14 protein-coding genes and 1 pseudogene are annotated in these 20409 nt (G+C 41.5%); 9 read left to right on the top strand and 6 right to left on the bottom strand.

Annotated features, from left to right (window positions below):
• Nucleotides 1-172: 172 nt before the first annotated feature.
• Nucleotides 173-1486, bottom strand: coding sequence for an FAD-dependent oxidoreductase (locus FKN05_RS09025; RefSeq protein WP_099610962.1), 1314 nt, complete (start codon nt 1484-1486; stop codon nt 173-175).
• A gap of 333 nt (nt 1487-1819) precedes the next feature.
• Complete coding sequence (locus FKN05_RS09030; RefSeq protein WP_170887349.1) at nt 1820-3862, bottom strand: GNAT family N-acetyltransferase; 2043 nt, start codon at nt 3860-3862, stop codon at nt 1820-1822.
• 90 nt (nt 3863-3952) lie between these two features.
• Here FKN05_RS09030 and potD point away from each other — a divergent pair.
• Nucleotides 3953-4176: pseudogene (gene potD / locus FKN05_RS16820) on the top strand (spermidine/putrescine ABC transporter substrate-binding protein PotD); the annotation flags it as partial.
• Between the two features lie 58 nt (nt 4177-4234).
• On the opposite strand, the gene FKN05_RS09035 reads toward potD, so the two are convergent.
• A complete protein-coding gene (locus tag FKN05_RS09035) occupies nt 4235-5206 on the bottom strand; it encodes a ParB/RepB/Spo0J family partition protein (RefSeq protein WP_161434049.1) in 972 nt (323 codons plus the stop codon).
• A 7-nt stretch (nt 5207-5213) separates the two neighbouring features.
• Complete coding sequence (locus tag FKN05_RS09040; RefSeq protein ID WP_170887350.1) at nt 5214-6431, bottom strand: ParA family protein; 1218 nt, start codon at nt 6429-6431, stop codon at nt 5214-5216.
• Nucleotides 6432-7760: 1329 nt separating this feature from the next.
• On the opposite strand from FKN05_RS09040, the gene FKN05_RS09045 reads away from it, so the two are divergent.
• The 8 genes from FKN05_RS09045 (at nt 7761) to pdxH (ending at nt 17049) form a co-directional block, all read left to right on the top strand.
• Nucleotides 7761-9737 (top strand): replication initiator protein RctB domain-containing protein, encoded by a 1977-nt coding sequence (locus FKN05_RS09045; protein WP_099610966.1) that lies wholly within the window; start codon nt 7761-7763, stop codon nt 9735-9737.
• A gap of 398 nt (nt 9738-10135) precedes the next feature.
• Nucleotides 10136-10333, top strand: a complete 198-nt coding sequence (locus FKN05_RS09050) for a PA3496 family putative envelope integrity protein (RefSeq protein WP_099610967.1) — start codon at nt 10136-10138, stop codon at nt 10331-10333.
• Between the two features lie 156 nt (nt 10334-10489).
• Nucleotides 10490-10699, top strand: a complete 210-nt coding sequence (locus tag FKN05_RS09055; protein ID WP_099610968.1) for a DUF3283 family protein — start codon at nt 10490-10492, stop codon at nt 10697-10699.
• Between the two features lie 73 nt (nt 10700-10772).
• Nucleotides 10773-11492, top strand: a complete 720-nt coding sequence (locus tag FKN05_RS09060) for a YebC/PmpR family DNA-binding transcriptional regulator (protein ID WP_170887351.1) — start codon at nt 10773-10775, stop codon at nt 11490-11492.
• A gap of 203 nt (nt 11493-11695) precedes the next feature.
• Complete coding sequence (locus FKN05_RS09065) at nt 11696-12562, top strand: NAD(P)-dependent oxidoreductase (protein ID WP_170887352.1); 867 nt, start codon at nt 11696-11698, stop codon at nt 12560-12562.
• Between the two features lie 131 nt (nt 12563-12693).
• Nucleotides 12694-14391: a SpoIIE family protein phosphatase gene (locus tag FKN05_RS09070; RefSeq protein WP_170887353.1), complete on the top strand. Its 1698-nt coding sequence runs from the start codon at nt 12694-12696 to the stop codon at nt 14389-14391.
• A 231-nt stretch (nt 14392-14622) separates the two neighbouring features.
• The gene (locus tag FKN05_RS09075; RefSeq protein WP_161433719.1) at nt 14623-16296 is read left to right on the top strand and encodes a flagellar assembly protein A; all 1674 of its coding nucleotides are present in this window, start codon (nt 14623-14625) and stop codon (nt 16294-16296) included.
• Between the two features lie 117 nt (nt 16297-16413).
• Nucleotides 16414-17049: a pyridoxamine 5'-phosphate oxidase gene (pdxH, locus tag FKN05_RS09080; protein WP_099610973.1), complete on the top strand. Its 636-nt coding sequence runs from the start codon at nt 16414-16416 to the stop codon at nt 17047-17049.
• A 58-nt stretch (nt 17050-17107) separates the two neighbouring features.
• Here pdxH and FKN05_RS09085 read toward each other — a convergent pair whose 3' ends face one another.
• Together FKN05_RS09085 and FKN05_RS09090 are read right to left on the bottom strand one after the other, a co-directional pair.
• Nucleotides 17108-18925, bottom strand: coding sequence for an SUMF1/EgtB/PvdO family nonheme iron enzyme (locus FKN05_RS09085; RefSeq protein WP_170887354.1), 1818 nt, complete (start codon nt 18923-18925; stop codon nt 17108-17110).
• A 156-nt stretch (nt 18926-19081) separates the two neighbouring features.
• Nucleotides 19082-20188 carry a PEGA domain-containing protein gene (locus FKN05_RS09090; protein WP_170887355.1) on the bottom strand — a complete coding sequence of 369 codons (1107 nt, stop codon included), beginning with the start codon at nt 20186-20188 and terminating at the stop codon, nt 19082-19084.
• Nucleotides 20189-20409: the final 221 nt, after the last annotated feature.

Here is a 20409-nt window from a genome sequence, read left to right on the forward strand (position 1 = left end):
CAAGTGAGTGACAAATTTGTCTGGAACAAATTTGAATAGCGGTAGGCTGGCCTTTGGTGAAAGCCACGGATGGCTTTCATCATCCCCATGAGCATAGGCAGGCTATGTGATTGGGGTGAAAGAACGTCCCCAACACCCCTGCAGCTTCAAGTAGGAAGGGGATAAAAAGACGCTACATTGGTGTATAACCATGGAGCATCATGTCATAAATCGGTCTAATCACCGATTCTTTAACCTTCCAAGCAAAACGACTACTTTTTAAAGGATCAACCACTTCAAACGGTAGCGCTGTCATCGGCTGAAGAGTAAAGTCAAACTCCCATAACATCGCATGTCCCACATCTAGGATCATTGGACAAGAAGTATACCCATCCCATTTCGCAACTAAGGGCTTATCTGTTATCAGCGCCGTTAAATTTTGCGTCACCACCGGAATTTGTGTTTTAACCGACGCCGCTGTCTTACCTATTGGCGTACCTACATTATCGCCCAAACCAAAAACATTATGGTAACGCTTATGCTGCATCGTATATTGATCGACCTCTAGATACCCCTTAAATTGCTCGTTATCTGCCAATGGCGATTCTCTGATGCTTTTAATGGCCGTCATAGGGGGAGCAACATGTATAAAGTCCCAATCAACAGTGTGTGTCGATTGGTCTGCTAGTTGAAATGTGGCTCGTTTTTTACTGGTATCAATCGACGTTAAAGTATGCTGAAAATGTGGCTCAATACTGCGCTGCTGCCAAATCTCTCGTATTCGCTGGTCAAACACTTTAACCGAGAAAAGGAAGTTTTCTGACGTAAAATAATCAAAAACGAAATCGTCCCGATGACCGGCGTTAGCAACAAAAGACTCCACCAAATTAGTGGCTTTCATTGGTGCACCCGCACACTTCATCGCTCCTTGGGGACGAGTAAACACCGCTTTCCCTCCTTGACTATGAGCAAAGGTTTGAGCTTGTTGATGACTAGCGATTCCTGCTTGTGGGCTGTAATAGATGCTGGTTATCCCATTTTGGCCGATTTCTTGCGGATCAAACCCTTCGATTAAGTCATAACGAAGTTCAACCCCCGTCGCGACAATCAAGTAATCATAGCTGATCACTCGGCCATTTTCTGTTACCACTTGATTCTGCTCAGGTTGATACTCAACAACTGAATCTTCAACCCATCGCACACTCGTATCAATAAAACGTTCATTCGCACTGATCACATCACTGGCTTGTGTATAAACTCCTGCAAGTAACAAAGTTTGGCCCGGTTGATACCAATGAAAACCACGCGGCTCTATCACGGTTATCGTTGCACCGTCCAAATGATGCTCCAATTGGTTAGCAATACCAATTCCAGCGGCCCCTCCTCCCACAATTAAGATTTTGGCATTTGTTGTTACTTTAGATAATTCTCGATACCCAACACCGGCGGCACTCACAACTCCAACGCCGATGCCAGCCTTTAAAAAAGTTCTACGCGAAATCGACATGTGCTCTCCTGCATCAAAAGATATATTACCAGCGAAGAGTTGGCATCGCTGATAATATTCCCCCTTCTAAACCTCTTGATTTGCCATTCACTTCCTTTGTTTTCGCAACTTTAATAAAGAAAGAACAGCTCCCTAGCCATTTCTATTCGTAATTCGTAACGTCAGATTATGAACATAAGCTTTCTCTTATAAAATAGGCATAATTAACAATAAGTGCTAACTGTAAAATAATAACCTGTCGACTTGATCAAACTTTATGCCTTTACAACATCATTATGACTATCAGTTAAATAAAACAATGCCAATTTACACTGTAAATAGCGCTATGGTTGATCATTTGAGTTTACAGTGTAAATCGGCGATTAAATCATTCAGTTGTTGACGTAGTACATACTCTATTTGCTTTCGGCCAGTATAACCATAGCGAAGCGCACAAGACTGCCATGAATGCTGCTGTAATACTTTAACGATCAATAAATCAGAAACCTGAACAAGATGAAAAATATCCAACAGCCATTGTTCTATCCAAACCGCCACACTCTCATAATTAGCTCCCCCTAGAGAATAACGATGAATAAGAGCCTGCAGCGAAGTATTAGCGATCTTTTCATGGTTAGATAACATAACGGTGTTCAGTAACGCACGAACCAATTCTGGCTCTAATGCGTGCAACGTATCTTTAAGCGCATACTGAAGGTATAGAATAAATTGTTTTCTTGCCTCATCGAGCCAATCAACCTGTTGACTATAAACCATCAACAATGAATAGCAGCCACTGGCTTGATCACGATGAGAACCTATTTTAATCGGATAAAATTGATTCTGTTGCCAAAAATAAATCAATTCAGCAGTAGCTCCAAAACTCGTAGCAATATAGTCACAAGGATTAACCTCGATAAAATGACGTAATAAAGCACTGCCTAAGCCTTGCTTTTGCCTCGCTGGATGTACAGCGATACGCATCACTCGCCAACATGACTGATGAGCCGCCTGAGAAATACCTAACTGATTTGCGATCGTTATCGCCGCTAAATGTCCTTTAGGACGACGCTTTCCTAGTTGAATCTGTTCAATCAATTTATGATCAAGTTGTCCTTCCCGTATAGCTAAAAGACAACCTAAGTAATGACGTTGATTACGGGCAATGAAAAGCTGAATATGGTCATCCGCTAAAAGGTGAAATAAATCATTAGGGGAGGTTTGATAATGTGCATTCACCAATAAAGAAAATACCGCATTTAATACATCAGGTTGATCCAACAACTCTTGTTTTGTCACGGCATGATAAAACACTGGCTCAGAATCATCATGCGTCAGTTCAAATTCGAACTCATTATCAAGCAGAAAGGTTTTCCGATGCCAAGCTTCTAAAGGATCGTCCGCTGCCCAGCGAATAGGTTGCTCTAAATGAACATGACGCATCTGCGGACGAACTTGTTTTAGCCAATGTTGAAATTTAAGTGTGAAACCACGCCCACATCCTTCATAACCATGAATGGTGGTCGAGAAAACAGCTCGAGGATACTGTTCAACAAATAATTGAAGAAAAGAAAGAGGTAACGCTGCGGCCTCATCGACCAATAATAGATCACATGAAGGTCGATGACGCTGTATCTCATCGGGTGGCAAATAGCGAAGCACCGATGTTTGATAATGCAGGACACCTTTTGAATGTTGTCCTGATGGTAATAAACGCTGCGCAAAATCAAATACCGGAGCAATAGCCGCAAGGGTAGGTGCAGTGACAATAATAGAAAGAGAGCGAGATAACATTAAGCGAGCAACAGCGATACCTAAAGCACTGCTTTTTCCCCGACCGCGATCCGCAGTTAAGACTAAGGGACGTTTTCGATGCCCTTCTACGACTCGAATAATCTGCTCAACTGCCATATTTTGCTGAGTAAAATCATGTCGCTGATCCACCGAATCCCTGGTGGGAATAGCTGGCCAATTTTGTTTATTGATGACCAAAAGTTGCTGTAACGCACGAGTTAACCAACGTTTATCAGCACGAAAGACTGATTCATCATGGCCAAAAATAAATAGTAAGCCCCCGCCAATCAAAGTACCCAATGCGGCGCTAAAACTATTGGCATCCCATCCACTAGAACAGTCACAAACAAGCACATCACATTCTTGCCCAAGCAAGCGTTGCCCTTGATTATAAGCAACGCTTTGGCCTAAATCGGGAAAAAGAGCTAGCCCGCCCAGTTGGAAAATCATTGGATTCTCAAGCTGGCTGACTCCTTGTTTGAGCATTGTGCGACTCCATTCCGCTTCTGCTTGAAAATATAAGCCGAGGCGACAGTAGCTCGAACATGCAGAGGATTTCAGTTGTTTGATGTATTCACCAAACTGTATCGTTAAATCAACCATAAAAAATCAGATCATAGAACAGAAGCCATAATGGTAGCACAAGCATCATTCACCACCCACATTCCCTCGTCTGCGAGTAAAAAATGGAGGGGTAGTAAAAATAAAGCCTTAGCGAATAAATTGATCAATTTTATGTTTGAAGCTAAAAACCAAGCGGAGGTCGTTAATAGCTTAGGTTATGCTTCAGCAACGTAATCAGGAAGGGGATATTTATCCAACAGAGGAAGTGATAAAAAAGGGAGTTTATTAACGATGCCGGGCCAGCAGCTTTAGCTCTCTACGACAAATATTGGCAACGCTTGCATAATCAGTAATACGCAAGGGGCTGTATCAAACTAAAGTAGCCCGCTTTGGCGGGCTACTTTAAGCAAACTAACTTAGTTTTTGTTGTATAAAATCAAGAATTTCTTGCATCGAACGATCATCGACTTTCTGCAAATTCATCGTTAATTGATTTCCTTTCCGCGTATAATGAACTCGACCTTTGACCAATTCGACCTTATTACTGACTGCTTTTTTAGGTGGAATTAAAGATTGAATCCATTCTTCTATCGTCTCCGTGACCTCTTTAGTTATACGAGCGACACCTTGAGACTGGCAATGCTGCCAAACAAACCCATCATGTTGCTGGCATTTAGCCAAAAGCTCCGCTTGTTGTGCTTCAGTTAACTCATTAAACTGTTTGTGTAATTTCACAATAGTTGGTCGCCCAAGCTCAACGACATTGGGATAAGCCTGTAACAGAGCAAGCGGTAATGAAGCGGCTTTTAAAGCACCACTCACCAAAGCTTCACTACATTGAAACATTTTTGCTAATGCTTTTTGATCTTCCGCAGCACCGCTGTCAAGCTGTGCCTGCATCTCTTTTCCTTTCTCATATAATGAAAGTGGTTTATGCGCATTGGCCACATCCGAAAGAAATTTTGCATGCTCCGTATTAATATTATCAGCAACATAGACTAAAAAATCTTGTTGAGCGAGAATACATGACTTGCGACGGCGACTACCATCTAAAATTTCAATTTTGCCATCATCTTTACGACGGCCCACCGCTGGAAACTGTTGACCACGCTCTCGTAGCGAATTGAGAATATCAGCTAATGCATGCTCATTAAGAAACGACTGTTCACGAGCATTTTGAGCAAAAACGACCGTGCTTTGTTCTATTTTATTGGCCGGAATTCGAATCAATTCAAAAGTGACTAGATCTTCACCAGCAACAGCCAACTCTATCACTTGTGCTTGAGCTTTCGCAGCAGCCTGTGCTTCTTGAGGTGTTGAAGCTCGCCGCTTATCTGCTTTTCCAAATAACTTCGCATTCAACTCAGACGTTTTTATTGCCATTTATCATTTACCCCTGATTCAATGAAGTCCAATGTGTATGCAGTACACGCTCTAATTCTAAGGCACTTTTTTGTACCGCATCCTGAGCGGTAGCCAACGTCTTTTTGCCCCCCTCAAAATCACTGGTGGTTAGATCAAAAACCGTACTATAAGTATCGGCACAGGTTTCAAAAGCACGGCTACGCGGAATCGTTGCCATCATGACTTGATCACCAAGTAAATAATTCATTTCTGTTAAAACAGAGACCTGCTTTTTATTATCATCTTCAAACATCGTTGGCATCAGACGGACAAACTCCAACCCTTTCCAATCGTCGGGAAACATTTCATAAACCGTTGGTAGATGTTGAAAGAAGTTGACTGTGGAAGCCCAATCCAAACGTTTGGCGGCACAAGGAATCAACAGCGCATTTGAAGCATACATCGCATTCCACACCAAAGGATCAACGTGTGGCCCAGTATCAATCATGATAATGTCAAATTCATCTGCAATTTTATCGATCAACTTTTCTTTTAATAAACGAACAATATCCAAGGATTGATTCTGTGACAAATATTGCCAAGCTTCAGCATTGAACATGGCGTCTTCCGGAAATGCTGAAATAGTTTTCAGGTTAGGGTATTGAGTCGGTAATAAGACATTTTTTTGTAAAAATGACTTATCAATCTCGGTGCCTTCTGGAAAATTATCCAACATAATATCAACCGCTGAATAAATATTGCTGTGTTCTGCCAAGCTGATTTGTGGATTTAAAAACAAACGTAAAGAGCCTTGAGGATCCAAATCAATTAAGCAAATTCGATATCGCTTATCTAAATTTAGTGCTAAACAAGCCGCCAAATGCACCGCCGTCATTGATTTGCCGGTTCCACCTTTTTGGTTTTGCACATTAATAATCCAAGGCTTATTCTCTGTATTCTTTTTGCGTTGATGGAATTTCAACACACCCGCCGCATCCATAAGCATATGGGCTTCAGCAAGAGAAATAGAGTAGTGATTAGCATTATTTTTTGTAAACTGATGGCCAGAAGCCTCTAGTTTAGCGATCGCCTCATCAAGTTTTCGTCGCGTCAACCCTGAACGTGTTTCCATTAACGCTTTCGACATCGGTGGAAAATGTTCATCACGACGCTCTTCTAATACAATCTCGATTCGATCGGCTTGAACCTGCTGAGTCTGCTCAGCCAGCCGATAGAGATTCTCTATTGTTTGTTCTCTTTTCATAGTCATTTCCATAACTGATTCCCATCCATCCAATTGTACAGCAAATTTTATTATAAACAATAAAAAGGTGAACATTCACTTTCATAGGTCAATCACAATAAATAGAAAAACAAGCATCAATTGACCTATTATTAACATAATGCTGAGTTTTTATTTTTAAAAAATTGTGCAGATTAATACTCATTATGAGATCAAATGAAAATGTCACACTGTCACACATTTACAATGTAAACTGAATAAATAAGGAAGAGAAAAGTGAATCAATACCACTCGATGTATAAGATCAATCCATCGGAACGATTAGTTCCAATCAATAAACTACGGCTAATGTATTTTCAATTGAATAGAATCAATCCATATCAGCTGATAAAGCCATTAAAAGCTCGATTTTTAAGCTGTTATGGACAGAAATGGGCTTTTTTATCCTCCCAGTAAGGAATACTTACCCTTAGACAGTTGTTAGTACCCAGAAGATGGGCTGATTCTAAGTATGGAACGATGATCAAGGGAATCGTCATGATCATGTTTCCGTAGAAAAAAGAGTCAATGGAACAATGATCAAGGGATAAATGGATCGAATCGGGTAACGCAATCAACGTAAAAAAGATCATTGCTGCACGGAAAAATGATCAAGTAGTATAGATCTCCCGGAAGCATGATAAAAACAAGATAATTTACGGTAGATGTCAATTGTAATCAGGCTTGCTGTTTAGCATCAATCGGATATAAAACGGCACAAAATGCCTTGTTAAAGATAGAAAAGCACAATAATAACCATGATCATGCTTTCGTTAACCTTAGCAACAATCTTAAAAAAGCATATTGCTGTGTAAAGTGTTATTTGAACCACTTTTCAAGTATTAATCGCTTAAAATAGCCCATATTCATCACTCTCTTGATCATTCTTCCAATACAAAAGTAAGAGCAAGGGCATTCTAAACCAACAATAAAAACGAATTATGCTTTAAGACTGTGGATAAGTTGTGAATCCCACTTGATCATTGTTCCTAACTACTATTGATCATTAATTCGAATATGTGATGATCATCGTTCAAGTGGTCTTTGATCATGCTTACTGAGACGCAATGATCATCGTTACGCAACAGACATGATCATGCTTCTGGCGCAGTAAAAAAAACATTATTTATAAACAACCACTTAAAAGCAAAGCGGCGACCAGATCATATGATCATACTAATCAATACTGATCAGAATAATCAAAAAGATCAGTTATTTAAAAACAATAAATTTCTCTTTATTTATGATCATTTTTTCTTTATGCTCTTGGAACCATAGCAATATTACGGCTAATGCAAAACGGAAAAGAAGATGACCGCTGAAGAAAAATTGCTGATCAATGCCCCCAGAAGCCACAAAGATGGGCATCTTTTTGAAATTTCAGAAGCTGCGGTCGATTGGATTGAACAGTATCAGCATTTTAAAGGTGTCACAAAAAGTATTGTTGAACTGTTAAACCTCATTTCTTTACGTGGTTTTAGAAGTAAAGATGGCTTAGTCTCAACCACTGAACTAATTGAAGCAACAGATGGCCAACTCACTCGAGCTGCAATCCAACAACGCCTAAGAGCGGCGGTGGCGATTGGTTTATTTAAGCAAGTTCCCGTTCGTTTTCAAGAGGGTCTAGCAGGAAAAACCATGCTTCACCGTTTTGTTAACCCAAACCAATTGATTTCTGTACTTGGATCAACCAGTTTAGTGACAGAGTCTGTTAAGCAAACCGAAAAACGTAAACGTTCAAAAGCATTAGCACAAACGCAGGTTAATCAACGTTTATTGCATGAACATGGCCTAAATACACCACCAGCCATGAAAGATGAAGCGGATCAATTTGTCGTTTCACCAACCAATTGGGCTGGGATCATTGATCAAGCGTTAGCACCGCCTCGTACTCGAAAAAATTATCAAAAATCGATGGTTTCGATTTCAGGAACTCGTGCTGTGATCGAGACTCGCTCATCAAAAAATATTATGACTGTCGATGATCTGATGACGCTCTTTGCACTGTTTACCTTAACTGTACAGTACCACGATCATCATCAAGAAGATTACCAACTCAATGCTAAATATGTTCCCAACAAAACCCCACTCTACATTACCGATATTTTGTCATTGCGGGGTAAAAAAGACAGTGGACCAGCACGAGATTCAATCCGAGATAGTATTGATCGAATTGAGTTTACCGACTTTCAATTACATGAACTAACAGGACGTTGGTTGAGTGAGAACATGCCTGAAGGATTTAAAAGTGATCGTTTTCGTTTTCTCGCTCGTACCATTACAGCTTCAGAAGAAGCGCCCACCGAAGGAAGTGATGGTGAAATACGCATCAAACCTAATTTATATATCCTAGTTTGGGAACCTTCGTTTTTTGAAGAATTAATGACCCGTGATTACTTTTTCCTATTTCCACCGGAAATCTTAAAACAACACACCTTGGTGTTTCAGCTCTACTCTTACTTTCGTAGCCGTATGTCACGCCGCCACACGGATGTCATGTTGCTTAGCGAACTCAATCAAAAATTAGCTCGTAATATTGAGTGGCGACGTTTTTCGATGGATCTTATCCGAGAGTTGAGACGTTTAGCTAAAAAAGATAAAACAGAGGATCATTTTGAAGTGAACTTGTGGGGGTACCATTTAACCATAACCAGTTTGCTTGAAAAGGATAAGCTCTCCGATTATCAGGTCGATATAAAATGCAATGTTGAAGAGGTGTTACGTTATTCTCGTGCTAAAACCACCAATGCGGGTAAACGAAATATGGCTCCAACCCTACCTAACCCGCTGCGAAATGAAATGGTATCCAAACAAAGGTTAGATGAGTTATCAGAAATTATTGATGGCGAATTTGAACCGATTCAGAGAAAAGCGCCTTCTCCGCGAGGAAAGTTAGGACGTCGAGTTAAACAGCGTAAGCATTTGGTTGAGATTAATGCTGACGAGATTACCATTACTTTATCTAAGTATACCTCACCAGAGGCTCTAGAACGCAGCATAACGGCTTTAGCAGCAATGACTGGGCATGCACCTTCATCGATTCGAGAAGAGTGCCTAGAGCTGATAGATAAGCTTGATTGGTTAAGAGCCGATGAAGAGATCATTCCTTATGAGACACTGAGTAAGGTGATTGATCTTTATAATAAACAAAACTGTGATAAACACTTATCGATCGAACGGGTGATCTCGGGTTTAGCTGTACGCCGAAAAGTGTGTAAATTAGTCTATGAAGGGCATCTAGATGACGCCGTATTCCGAGCTTTGGACGATGTGGCTATTGGTCTTTGATCGCTGGTTTAAGTGGATAAGATCGTAAGCAAAATCTAATGACTTGAAACCAATGCCATGTTTTTAGCGAAGGTAGACGAGTCTCGATAAGGGCTCGTTTTTTTATTTCTTTCTGTGCGATGAATTACGCGATTTTGCTTCGATCTACTGGTCTGAATTCTCGATCGTGCGTGCGGAGTGATAAGCTTAAAAATGAGAGGTTGATCGATTTTATTTTTTGAAGATAATTCCTCAAATGTACTGCTATATTTCAGGTTGAGCAAAAGATAATTGAGTGATTTATTGATTAGATACTTGAACTCTCGTTTTAGTCACACTCTAGCTTAAATTTACTTAACAAGATTTAAGCCTTTTGCTACAGATTACTTGTCCCTGGCATGGTTTGTTCGGAGGTTGCAATGTCTATAAATTCAATTGACCATGATGAAATGACTAATATCACAAACAAGTGGGACTTCATGGATGAAGTAGAGACACAACGCCCAGTGAAACACCTTAAGTCTGCCGAAGCTCGTCGGCGTATTGAAACGCTACGAGAAATTCGTGAAAGCGGCTTAACTATTGAGGAAGCGAAGGAATTGGGTCTACTTCATTAGAAGTCCCTAATGAGCAGATTGATAAGGGTGGCATAAGCCACCCTTTGTTTTTGTCGTTTTGTTGATTTTAGAGGGTTAAGGTAATATTTTGCTTCTGAATTTTGCACATTTTTATGCTATATTCGGCGGCACGTTTGACTGATTGTAGATTTTCTTATGCCTTTTAACCTTGCACTGCTTGATGCAGAGCAGAAAAATAAAATAGAGCTAGATAAACAAGCTTCTTTTTTAGTTTGGAAGATGAAGCAGGCAAAATGTGGACCCGATGTCGTCACTAAACAGCTTTCTAAACTGGTTTCTGAGCAAGAAAAGACATGGTTTCAGCAGTCAGTGGATAAATATAAACGAATAATGGGTGTCGCGTAGCGTTCATTATTAAACAAAAATGTTCCATTTTTGTTTACCCGTCGCATTAAATTGAACTAGAGAGAACATCCCAATGGGAAGAAGTTTTGAAGTGCGCAAAGCCTCTATGGCCAAGACTCAAGGCGCAAAGATTAAAGTTTATTCCAAATATGGTAAAGAAATTTACGTATGTGCTAAAAATGGTGGCGCAGATCCAGACATGAACTTGTCGCTTCGTCATTTGATTGCCAAAGCGAAAAAAGATCAAGTACCAGCACATGTTATTGAAAAAGCACTTGATAAAGCCAGTGGCGGTGGCGGTGAAGATTATCAACCCGCTCGCTATGAAGGTTTTGGCCCGGGTGGGGTGAGTGTGATCGTTGACTGTTTAACTGATAATGGTAACCGTACTTATCAGGATGTTCGCCAATGTTTTGTGAAAACAGGCGCAAAAATTGGCACGCCGGGCGTAGTGGCACACATGTTTGATCATCAGGCGGTATTTCAATTCAAGGGTGATGATGAAGAGTCTGTTTTAGAAGCATTGATGATGGAAGACGTCGATGTGACTGATATCGAATTGGAAGATGGGGTGATTACCGTTTTTGCGCCGAATACTGAATTCTTTAAAGCGAAAACAGCCCTGACCAATGCATTCCCAGAGCTAACCATTGATGTGGAAGAGATCACCTTTGTTCCACAAAATCAAACCTCTATTAGTGGCGAAGACGCAGAAAAATTCCAGAAGTTTTTAGATATGCTGGATGATTGCGATGATGTTCAGCAAGTGTATCACAACGCGGATATCGCATAGTTATATCAATTGCCGAGTTTGTCTCGGCTTTTTTATTTCTGTTTACACCATTCTTTCTTATCATCACCCATCATCATAAATTTAATCACGTCGATCTTTTGCGCTATAAGTGGCCTCTGCCGTTGGGTGAGATGATCTGTATGGTTCGCATTAATTGGACGGTTTATTGATTCAGTGTGGTGAAGGTTTAACAAGGAGTTTGTATGAAAGTCAGTTTTATTGGTTTAGGTGTTATGGGATATCCGATGGCTGGACATCTCGTTAAAGCGGGTTTTGATGTCACGGTTTTCAATCGAACAAAAAAGACAGCGCTAGCATGGGCGAAACAATATGCAGGAAAAGCGGCAAATTCGGTTGCTGAGTGCGTCGCTCAAGCGGATGTTGTTCTTACCTGTGTGGGCAATGATGATGATGTACGCAGCATGACCACTCATGAGTACGGTGCATTGGCTTATATGAAACCGGGAGCGATCTTGGTCGATCACACGACGACCTCAGCTCTACTGGCACAAGAAGTGGCTATGGCGGCGGGTAAGGTTGGTGTTCAGTTTATGGATGCCCCTATCTCTGGAGGGCAAGCTGGAGCTGAGAATGGCCAGCTAACGATTATGTGTGGTGGTGATTTATCGTTGTTTAGTGATCTTCAACCGATTTTTGATGCTTATGGCCGTTCATCTGTTTTAATGGGTGAAGTGGGGCAAGGACAAAGAGCAAAAATGGTCAACCAAATTTGCATTGCTGGTGTACTAAATGGCCTCGCAGAAGGATTAGTGCTAGCGAAGCAAGCTGGGCTAGATATTGCCACCTTAGTTTCTTGTCTAAAACATGGTGCAGCAGGCTCATGGCAAATGGAAAACCGGGCGATCACGATGGCGGAAGATCGTTTTGACTTTGGGTTTGCGATTGATTGGATGATCAAAGATCTCGGTTTTTGTCTCGACGAAGCACAGCGGCAGGGGATCCAATTACCGATGACAGAAAGAACGGCTCAACTGTATCAGACGTTATCTTCACAAGGGTTGGGACGCATGGATACTTCAGTACTGATTAAAGCACTGACCACTCACTGAATGTAAGCGAATGGAATAGTCAATGATGGGGAAAAATACGGTTCGCCCCATCAAATAAACTGAACTATATTTTGAACAGGAGTGTACGCATATTATTGAATAATGGACAATAGAAAAAGTGAGGCGTTGTGATGCGAGTAATGATCGTTGATGATCATGCAACAAACCGAGAATTGTGCCGTATGATGCTGGCCCCCATTACACAACATGTTGATCTATTTGAAAATGGTCAACATGTGGTTCAGGCAATGCAGCAAATGACCTCTCTACCTGATATTATCCTACTCGATGTCATGATGCCGATAAAAGACGGTTTTACCACCGCTCAGGACATTCGGCGAGCTTTTCCAAAGTGCCATATTCCCATCCTATTTCTAACCGTATTAGAGGATCCAGAATCATTCTCTCGTTGTCTTGCATTTGGGGATGATTTCATTCCCAAACCGGTCGAAAGATCCGTCTTGTTAGCTAAAATACAAGCGCATTTTAGAATTGCACAAATGCATAAGCAACTCAGGCAACAGCGCGATCAACTGCAAAGGTATCAAGATCGAGTAAAGAAAGAATATGCGATTGCAGAATCTATTTTTCACCGTTTAATGGATGAAATGAGCGCACAAATAGAACCTATCTATGGTATTCACTCGATTTCAAGTCCGACGACACTATTTCATGGCGATTTAATCCTAGTGGCTCGACGGTTATATGGTGGGGTGTATGCCATGATTGCCGATTCTAATGCTGAAGGGTTACCTGCCGCAATGGCGAATATACCAGTGACGCGTGCCTTTTTCTCATTGGCAGAGCAAGGTTGTTCTCTCAGCGAAATGGTAGTTGAATTAAACCAAAAGCTCGTTGCTTTTTTACCGGAAGGGATCCACCTCGCGGCGCATGTATTTGAAATACATTCTAATGGATTCGAGGTTTCGTGGTGGGGAGGTGGGCTACCCAGTGCGCATATTCTTTCATCTTCTGGACAATTAGTGAAATCATTAGTTGCCACTCATCATCCCTTGGGGGAGCGGGCAGAAAATTCGTTTAGTTGTGATATTAAACATTTTAAATTAGAGCCAGGACAAAAAATTCTTTGTTGTACTAAAGGGGTTGTCGATGTGATCAGTGAGCAAGGTGAACGGTTTGGTGAATCTCGTTTGGTAGCATTATTTACAGAGCAGGCAGAGAATCAAACATTGGATAGTTTGTATGAAGCGATTGAGCAATTCTCCTCCAAAGAGGAACCCGTACCGATTTCGTTATTAATGCTGTCCTTTCCTGTCATTAACGCGAAATTAATTCCATCCAGTAGCGAGTCATTATTAAGCCCCATTCCTTGTAAAAGTGAACTATATTTTCCAGCCTATGTTTTAAAGCAAGTGGTTGTGATGAACGAAGTTCGAGTTTTCCTCAAAGGAATTATTCATACCAGTTACCATTTGGATTTTCTTTGTGAAATTTTATCTGAGCTTTTTTCCCATATGATTGAACAAAGGTTATTACGGTTACCTATGTCACTGAAAGAGGATCCTGAAGGCTTTAGTCGTTATCATCAGCTACGAGACATAGGGCTTCAAGCTCTCACAGAGGGGGATTACGTGACTTGTGAGGTGAATTATCAACCTCAAAATCAATCCATTGAATTTTATTTAACTCATAGCGGGCAAGTCGAGCAACTCTCTGAATACCCAACAATTATGGATAATGACTTTCTATTTGCTGCTCAATTATGTGAGTCACTTCATTATCTTCATGCCGGTCAAACGCTGCATGCGGTTTATCGATTCGATACACCACCGATTTTCCCTGATATTGCCCATTTTATTAATAGATAAACAAGACGCTGTGAATTGAGGTCATGGCTTAACAAATTTTTTCCAGACAAATTTGTCACTCACTTGCCGCCTACCGGCAACTTCAAGTCGTCTGGGTATCGCATCCAAATAGCTCTGATTTAAATAAATATCTTGATATGAGCCTTACTCTTCATATTGAATGATTTAGCTCACTCTCGATTTTTTATACACTGTGTAATAAATGGAAAGATCGCCGTAAGGTTAAGCATTATGTGGAAGGACTTCATCACCCTCTCAGAAGATAAAAAATCGGTTATCGCACGTTTATCGAGTGATACCCACGTGAACCAAGAACTAAGCACTATCGGTCTTACTGAGTCACTGTTAAGAATTGGAGCGGGTAAGTTTTACCTAAACGATGAAGCCGTTAATCGGTTTATCAATAGCGTCAAAGAAGGGAAAAAAGCCGCCCGTGAAGGTATTGTTATTGCGGAAAAAAGAAACGCGACCGTTGAAGTGGTGGTTAGTGAGCAAGATATGTTGGCGACGATGGTCGTTACTGGTGCCTACGGTGGTCGAGGGCTCTATGGTAGTGAGTTGGTACATGCACTGGCCAAAGCCTATGTGCTTAAAGGGATTAACAAACTTGCATTAAAAAAAGTGCTTATGGTGAGTAATACCCTCAAGCCTGGCGAAGTCTTTACTCAACCTGTCGCTCAGGGAAAAGAGGCGGTTCAAGGACAAGACGCACAATTTATACCATTGGTTGAAGATGTCACCACTCGCATTTTAGCACCTCAGCCCATCAAAGGTGCTCAAAAGGTCGATATGCGCAATTTGGGGGAAACGGTCACCATTGGTGAAAACTCCCCAGTGATGCGCCGTAAGCCGTCAACTCAAGGAGAACCTGGCTACACCGTATTAGGTAAGGTCATTCCAGCTAAACCGGGGAATGAGGCCGCGTTGGTTGCGGGTAAGGGGACTCATATTTCACCGGACGATCCGAACTTATTGTTAGCGAGCCAGTCGGGGATGCCAATTATTAAAAATAAAACAGTCGATGTAGAAAGTGCTCTTTGTCTGAATCATGTTAGTGTTGCAACTGGACATGTGAAGTTTAAAGGAAGTGTAGTGATTTCTGGTGATGTTGAGCCAGGGATGATTGTTCGTGCAACCGGTTCAATTACCATTGGTGGTTTTGTTGAATCGGCCGATGTACAAGCACAAGGTGATATTGATATTGGTAAAGGGATTATCGGGCATACAGTCTTTGATGATGAACCGAAAACCTGCATTGTTAAATCGGGAGGCAGTATTCGGGCTAACTATGCCCAGTTTTCTGAACTGCAAGCCTCTGAAAATATTGAACTCGCTGTGCATAGTATGAGTAATAGCATTCGTTGTGGTAATGATCTGATTGTATTAGATAAAAATGAAAAGCAAGGCACCTTAAGTGGTGGGACAGCGAAAGTTGGCGGCAAAGTAATCTGCTTAAATTTAGGCGTTGAAGGTGATGCTGCAACAACCGTGGAGGCGTTTGCTCGTTATGGATGGTACAAAGATAGAATAAACAAACATAAAGAGCATTATAAACAAGCGCAAGAAAGAACAATGGATATTATTCGCCGAGAATTAGAATTTAAAAAACGGCCAAAGGCTGAACGAAGCGAAGAAGAATTAAGCGAGATTGATCAACAAAAATATCAAGCCAGTGCGCATATGGAAAAAGTCAAAGAAGCTGTTGAGCTACTTAATGATGAGTTTGAACAGATGTTGGAACTCAACACGATCGAAGCAAAAGGCAAGATTTTTACCCACGTAACACTACAATTCGGTGATGAAAAAGTCACCACGAAACGATCTCATGGCCCATCCATCGTGTCATTTAATCAGTATGAAATTCAACTCTCCTCCAAGTTTGATGAAGAAGATATCGGGATATGATGATATTAGTTAGAGGAACAGGATTCGATAACCAGACTTTATGTGATGGAGTTTCTCCTACCGACTTGAGATCTGCTCTTTAACGGCGCACAATCGGCAGAAAAATAAGGAGTAACAATGGATCTTTCAGATATTCGTCGTGAATACACACGAGGCGGTTTACGGAGAAAAGACTTATTGGTTGATCCGATTGACCAATTTAATCTTTGGCTTGAACAAGCGATTAATGCGCAATTAACCGACCCAACGGCGATGACAGTAGCCACGGTCGACGAAAAAGGGCAGCCATTTCAGCGAATTGTATTGCTGAAAAATGTTGATAAGCAAGGGTTTGTATTTTATACCAATTTAGCCAGTCGTAAGGCATTGCATATTCAGCAGAATAACCAAGTAAGCCTTCATTTTCCTTGGCATCCCATCGAGCGACAAGTCCACATCACTGGCTATGCCGAAAAATTGACAGCATTTGAAAATATGAAATATTTCACCTCTCGGCCAAAGGAAAGTCAACTTGCTGCGATCGCCAGTCGACAGAGTAGTCGTCTTTCTGCTCGAGGCGTATTGGAGGGGAAGTATCTTGAGTTAAAACAAAAGTTTGCGAAAGGAGAAATACCCGTTCCCAGTTTTTGGGGGGGATTTCGTGTCCGCCCTCACAGTATCGAATTTTGGCAGGGGGGAGAGCATCGATTGCATGATCGTTTTCTTTATAGTCAACAGGAGAGCGATTGGTTGATCGAACGGCTGGCACCTTAACCGCTGGCATCTTAACCATAGCCGGCTAGGGTATGGACCCTAGCCGGCTTATGAAAAACTATAATTCGCGAAGTATACGGAAACCTACGTAGTTGGCCGCCGCAGATGGGGCAACAAACAACTGACTATATGCTTTCGCCATATCTGGAGAAAAGCTCCACGCTCCCCCTTTGACGACGCCTCGTGGGTCATTTGTCCATTGCCACACATTGCCTACCATATCGTAGAAACCGAGCGGATTTGCGGCAAAAGCGCGAACGGGGGAGGTACTTTTATTTGACCATGGAGTCCCAGCCCAGCCGGTATTGGCTTGGCCTGCACTAAAGTGATTTCCCCACCAGTAATCCATCTTACTCCCAGCTCTCGCTGCAACTTCCCACTCATCCTCAGTAGGAAGGCGATACTTAAATCCAGTTTGTTGGGATAGCCAGCGAGTATAAGCGTTAGCATCATTCTGACTGATACACACCACTGGAGATTGAGCGGTTTGAGAAAAGCCCGGTTTCTGCCAGTGACTACCAGAAATCGGAGCGACTGCTGTTTCGTTGACGGCTAAGCAAATATTTTGTAATTCCGCATCGGTTTGATAACCGGTTTGCTGAGTGAAGCTTTTGAACTGCTCGACCGTGACAGGAGTTGCACTTAATGCGAAAGCATGATCAAGGTGAATTTGGCGAGCAATATTCTCACCGAGTAAGTATTGCCCTGCGACGAGAGTTATCATTTCTGGCGCTTGTTGATTATTTTTGAGTGTATCTGCAAATTTATCACCCGCTTTTAGTTCATTTTCTTGCTCATGTAACATGGCACGTAACGTATGATCGGATGATATATCGATTTCTTGACGGAATGTTCGGTATCCCTCTTTTTCTATAACCACTAAATGTTTACCCGCAGGTAGCATCACTTCGATAGGCGTGCTTCCGTAGCGAACGCCATCAATGGAGACGTTGTCATGATATTGATTAGAACGTATCACCAAACTGATCCAAGCGACCTCCTGTTGTTGAGTATTTTGTTGATCTTCACCAGCAGCAAAGCAGTATTGATTATGAATATTGAGTAAAGAGCAAGGGGCGGTGGTGGTGGGTCTGGCTTCTAACTGTGCTTCTATCACCGTTTTAAATTTATTACCGCTATAAAAGCCAGACTCTACTATCTTGTGACTTAATAAATGAATATTGAGTGAGATATTGGCAAGATGTTGTTTTACCAATGAAGATTCAGTCGTTTCATTAATTAACCAAGCTTGAAATTGCTTAACGGCCTTCTGCTGAGCCAGTTCTAATGTTTGTTGATTGCACTGCTGAAGTGTCATTGAAGCGCTACAAACATTAGTAAAACTGACTTTCTGTACGCTGGCTCGTTTCAGCTCGGTTCGTAGTCGTTCACTACGAGCCCGTAGTTTATCTTGTTCAAAGTGTTTGATTTTTTGTGCTAGCGCCTCTTGAGAGGTTTGCAGTTGTGTTAACTGTGCTTGCTGTTCTTGTAATGTTTGTTCTGCCGCTAAGCGTTGTTGTTGGTTCTGCTTAACCTCAGCCCATGCTGCCTGATAGGCATTTTGAGAGGGCGTTATATCTAGCTCTGGCTCATCAATCATTTTAAGATAATCATGCTCAAGATGAGCCTTAGCGCTTTGTAGCTGAGTATTCAATTGTTTCGCTATCTCGATTAGGCGATCGAGCTCTGCTTGTTGATTATGAACTTTTATGTGCTGAGCTTGGGTGGCTTTTTGCGCCTCTTGCCATTGTGTTTGGTGGCTAAATAGTGTGTCATCAATGGCCATAACAGAGGGTGATGCGTTTTCAGCCTGAGTTGATGTTGTCACTAAACAAGATGAGAGAGCGAATAACAGAGCGGATAAACCTAATCGCATGTTGCCTACTTCAGTTAAAATTTTGAAAATGGTTGTCTCTATTCTAAACGAAAACGCCGCTTTGTCAGAAGTCATCTTTCAATAACTTAAGATCCAAACGGCGTTTTAACGACAGCTTTGTGAAATCAGACCAGAAAATCACCTCACGTGGGGTAACTACTCATTTTTATTTGGGCGTAATTTTACCCAAATTGTATCGTTTCCATTAATCGTGACCACACGGTTATAAGTTTCAAAGCCATCTTTAGCCACGGTGACTTGATGTCTCCCTGCAGGTAAGACAATTTCAACCGGTGTACTACCGTATTGAATGCCATTAATCGTGACAATGTCATTGTATTGATCCGAGCGTACTTTGACATTAGCCCACTGTTTATTATCCGTTTTGCTATTTTTTGTATCTGCTGAACCTTTTAAACAGTAACGACTAGAGACATTGAGCAGTTTACATGCTGCAACGGCATCAGGTTTGGCTTGTAATTGGGCCTGTAATTGCGTGAAGTATTCATTATTGCCTTCAAAGCCACTACGGATGATTTGGCTTTCTTGGACGTGGATATTGAGTTCTACACCGCGAAGGTTTTGTTTGGCGATGACTGACTCTGTCAACTGGTCGAGTAATTGTTCACGGAAAGTATTAACCGCTTTTTGACGAGTGAGGTGTTGCCCTTGATTGGCACATTCACCTAGCGTCATACTGGTTGAACAGGTGGTACGAAAGCTACTTTCCAACACTTTACTCTCACGTAACTCGGCACTTAAGCGTTTGACGCGAGCTTCGATTTTACTTTCTTGTAAGTTAGTAAATTCAGTTTTTAACCGAGCATGCTTTTGTTTCATTTGTGAGAGACGCATATCACTTTCAGTGATCGCTTGTTGATTCAACAATTGTTCAGATTGATTTTGTTTCACATCAGCCCAAGCTTGTTGGTAGCGTTGCTGAAAAGAGACTAAATCCGTGTCTGGATCTTCAAGAAGGCGATTATATTGTTTGTCCAAAGCCGATTTGGCACGATTTTGTTTGGCTTGAAGTTCTTCGTTCTCGCGTTGTAAGCGTGCTTGTTCATTTTTTAATTGTTGAAGCTTGGCTCCTTCGGTTTCAAATTCTGAGGCTATCGTCTCAATTTCATTTTGTTTAATGCTTATTTTTCCATCAATGGCCGCCACAGGATCTACCTGTGTAATTTCTTCTGCGGACACTGATGCAGATACCCAAAAAGGGCTTAGCGCAAGCAGTAGCGCTGAGAGGTGATATTTGATCATTAGGTCCCTGCAACAATTCATATAGCCACTGTTTCGTGGCGGAAGACAAACTTTTGACAGCATAGCAACATGCTGACTCATCCTAAAATATCTCAGTTTCAAAGCACAACAGTATACAAAATCAAACAACTAGGTCACTGATTTTGTATATTTTATAACTGTACACACTTCATTTTGAGCAGATTCTCGAAATATGCAAGCTCCGATTTTCGATCTGCTTT

Source organism: Vibrio sp. 1-1(7) (genome assembly GCF_013048485.1).
Classification (GTDB): domain Bacteria; phylum Pseudomonadota; class Gammaproteobacteria; order Enterobacterales; family Vibrionaceae; genus Vibrio; species Vibrio fujianensis.

What these genes read in the sequence shown, in the direction of transcription:
- FKN05_RS09025 (WP_099610962.1), bottom strand. Translation starts at nt 1,486, where the DNA reads ATGTCGATTTCGCGTAGAACTTTTTTAAAGGCTGGCATCGGCGTTGGA.
- FKN05_RS09030 (WP_170887349.1), bottom strand. Translation starts at nt 3,862, where the DNA reads ATGGTTGATTTAACGATACAGTTTGGTGAATACATCAAACAACTGAAA.
- FKN05_RS09035 (WP_161434049.1), bottom strand. Translation starts at nt 5,206, where the DNA reads ATGGCAATAAAAACGTCTGAGTTGAATGCGAAGTTATTTGGAAAAGCA.
- FKN05_RS09040 (WP_170887350.1), bottom strand. Translation starts at nt 6,431, where the DNA reads ATGAAAAGAGAACAAACAATAGAGAATCTCTATCGGCTGGCTGAGCAG.
- FKN05_RS09045 (WP_099610966.1), top strand. Translation starts at nt 7,761, where the DNA reads ATGACCGCTGAAGAAAAATTGCTGATCAATGCCCCCAGAAGCCACAAA.
- FKN05_RS09050 (WP_099610967.1), top strand. Translation starts at nt 10,136, where the DNA reads ATGTCTATAAATTCAATTGACCATGATGAAATGACTAATATCACAAAC.
- FKN05_RS09055 (WP_099610968.1), top strand. Translation starts at nt 10,490, where the DNA reads ATGCCTTTTAACCTTGCACTGCTTGATGCAGAGCAGAAAAATAAAATA.
- FKN05_RS09060 (WP_170887351.1), top strand. Translation starts at nt 10,773, where the DNA reads ATGGGAAGAAGTTTTGAAGTGCGCAAAGCCTCTATGGCCAAGACTCAA.
- FKN05_RS09065 (WP_170887352.1), top strand. Translation starts at nt 11,696, where the DNA reads ATGAAAGTCAGTTTTATTGGTTTAGGTGTTATGGGATATCCGATGGCT.
- FKN05_RS09070 (WP_170887353.1), top strand. Translation starts at nt 12,694, where the DNA reads ATGCGAGTAATGATCGTTGATGATCATGCAACAAACCGAGAATTGTGC.
- FKN05_RS09075 (WP_161433719.1), top strand. Translation starts at nt 14,623, where the DNA reads ATGTGGAAGGACTTCATCACCCTCTCAGAAGATAAAAAATCGGTTATC.
- pdxH (WP_099610973.1), top strand. Translation starts at nt 16,414, where the DNA reads ATGGATCTTTCAGATATTCGTCGTGAATACACACGAGGCGGTTTACGG.
- FKN05_RS09085 (WP_170887354.1), bottom strand. Translation starts at nt 18,925, where the DNA reads ATGCGATTAGGTTTATCCGCTCTGTTATTCGCTCTCTCATCTTGTTTA.
- FKN05_RS09090 (WP_170887355.1), bottom strand. Translation starts at nt 20,188, where the DNA reads ATGATCAAATATCACCTCTCAGCGCTACTGCTTGCGCTAAGCCCTTTT.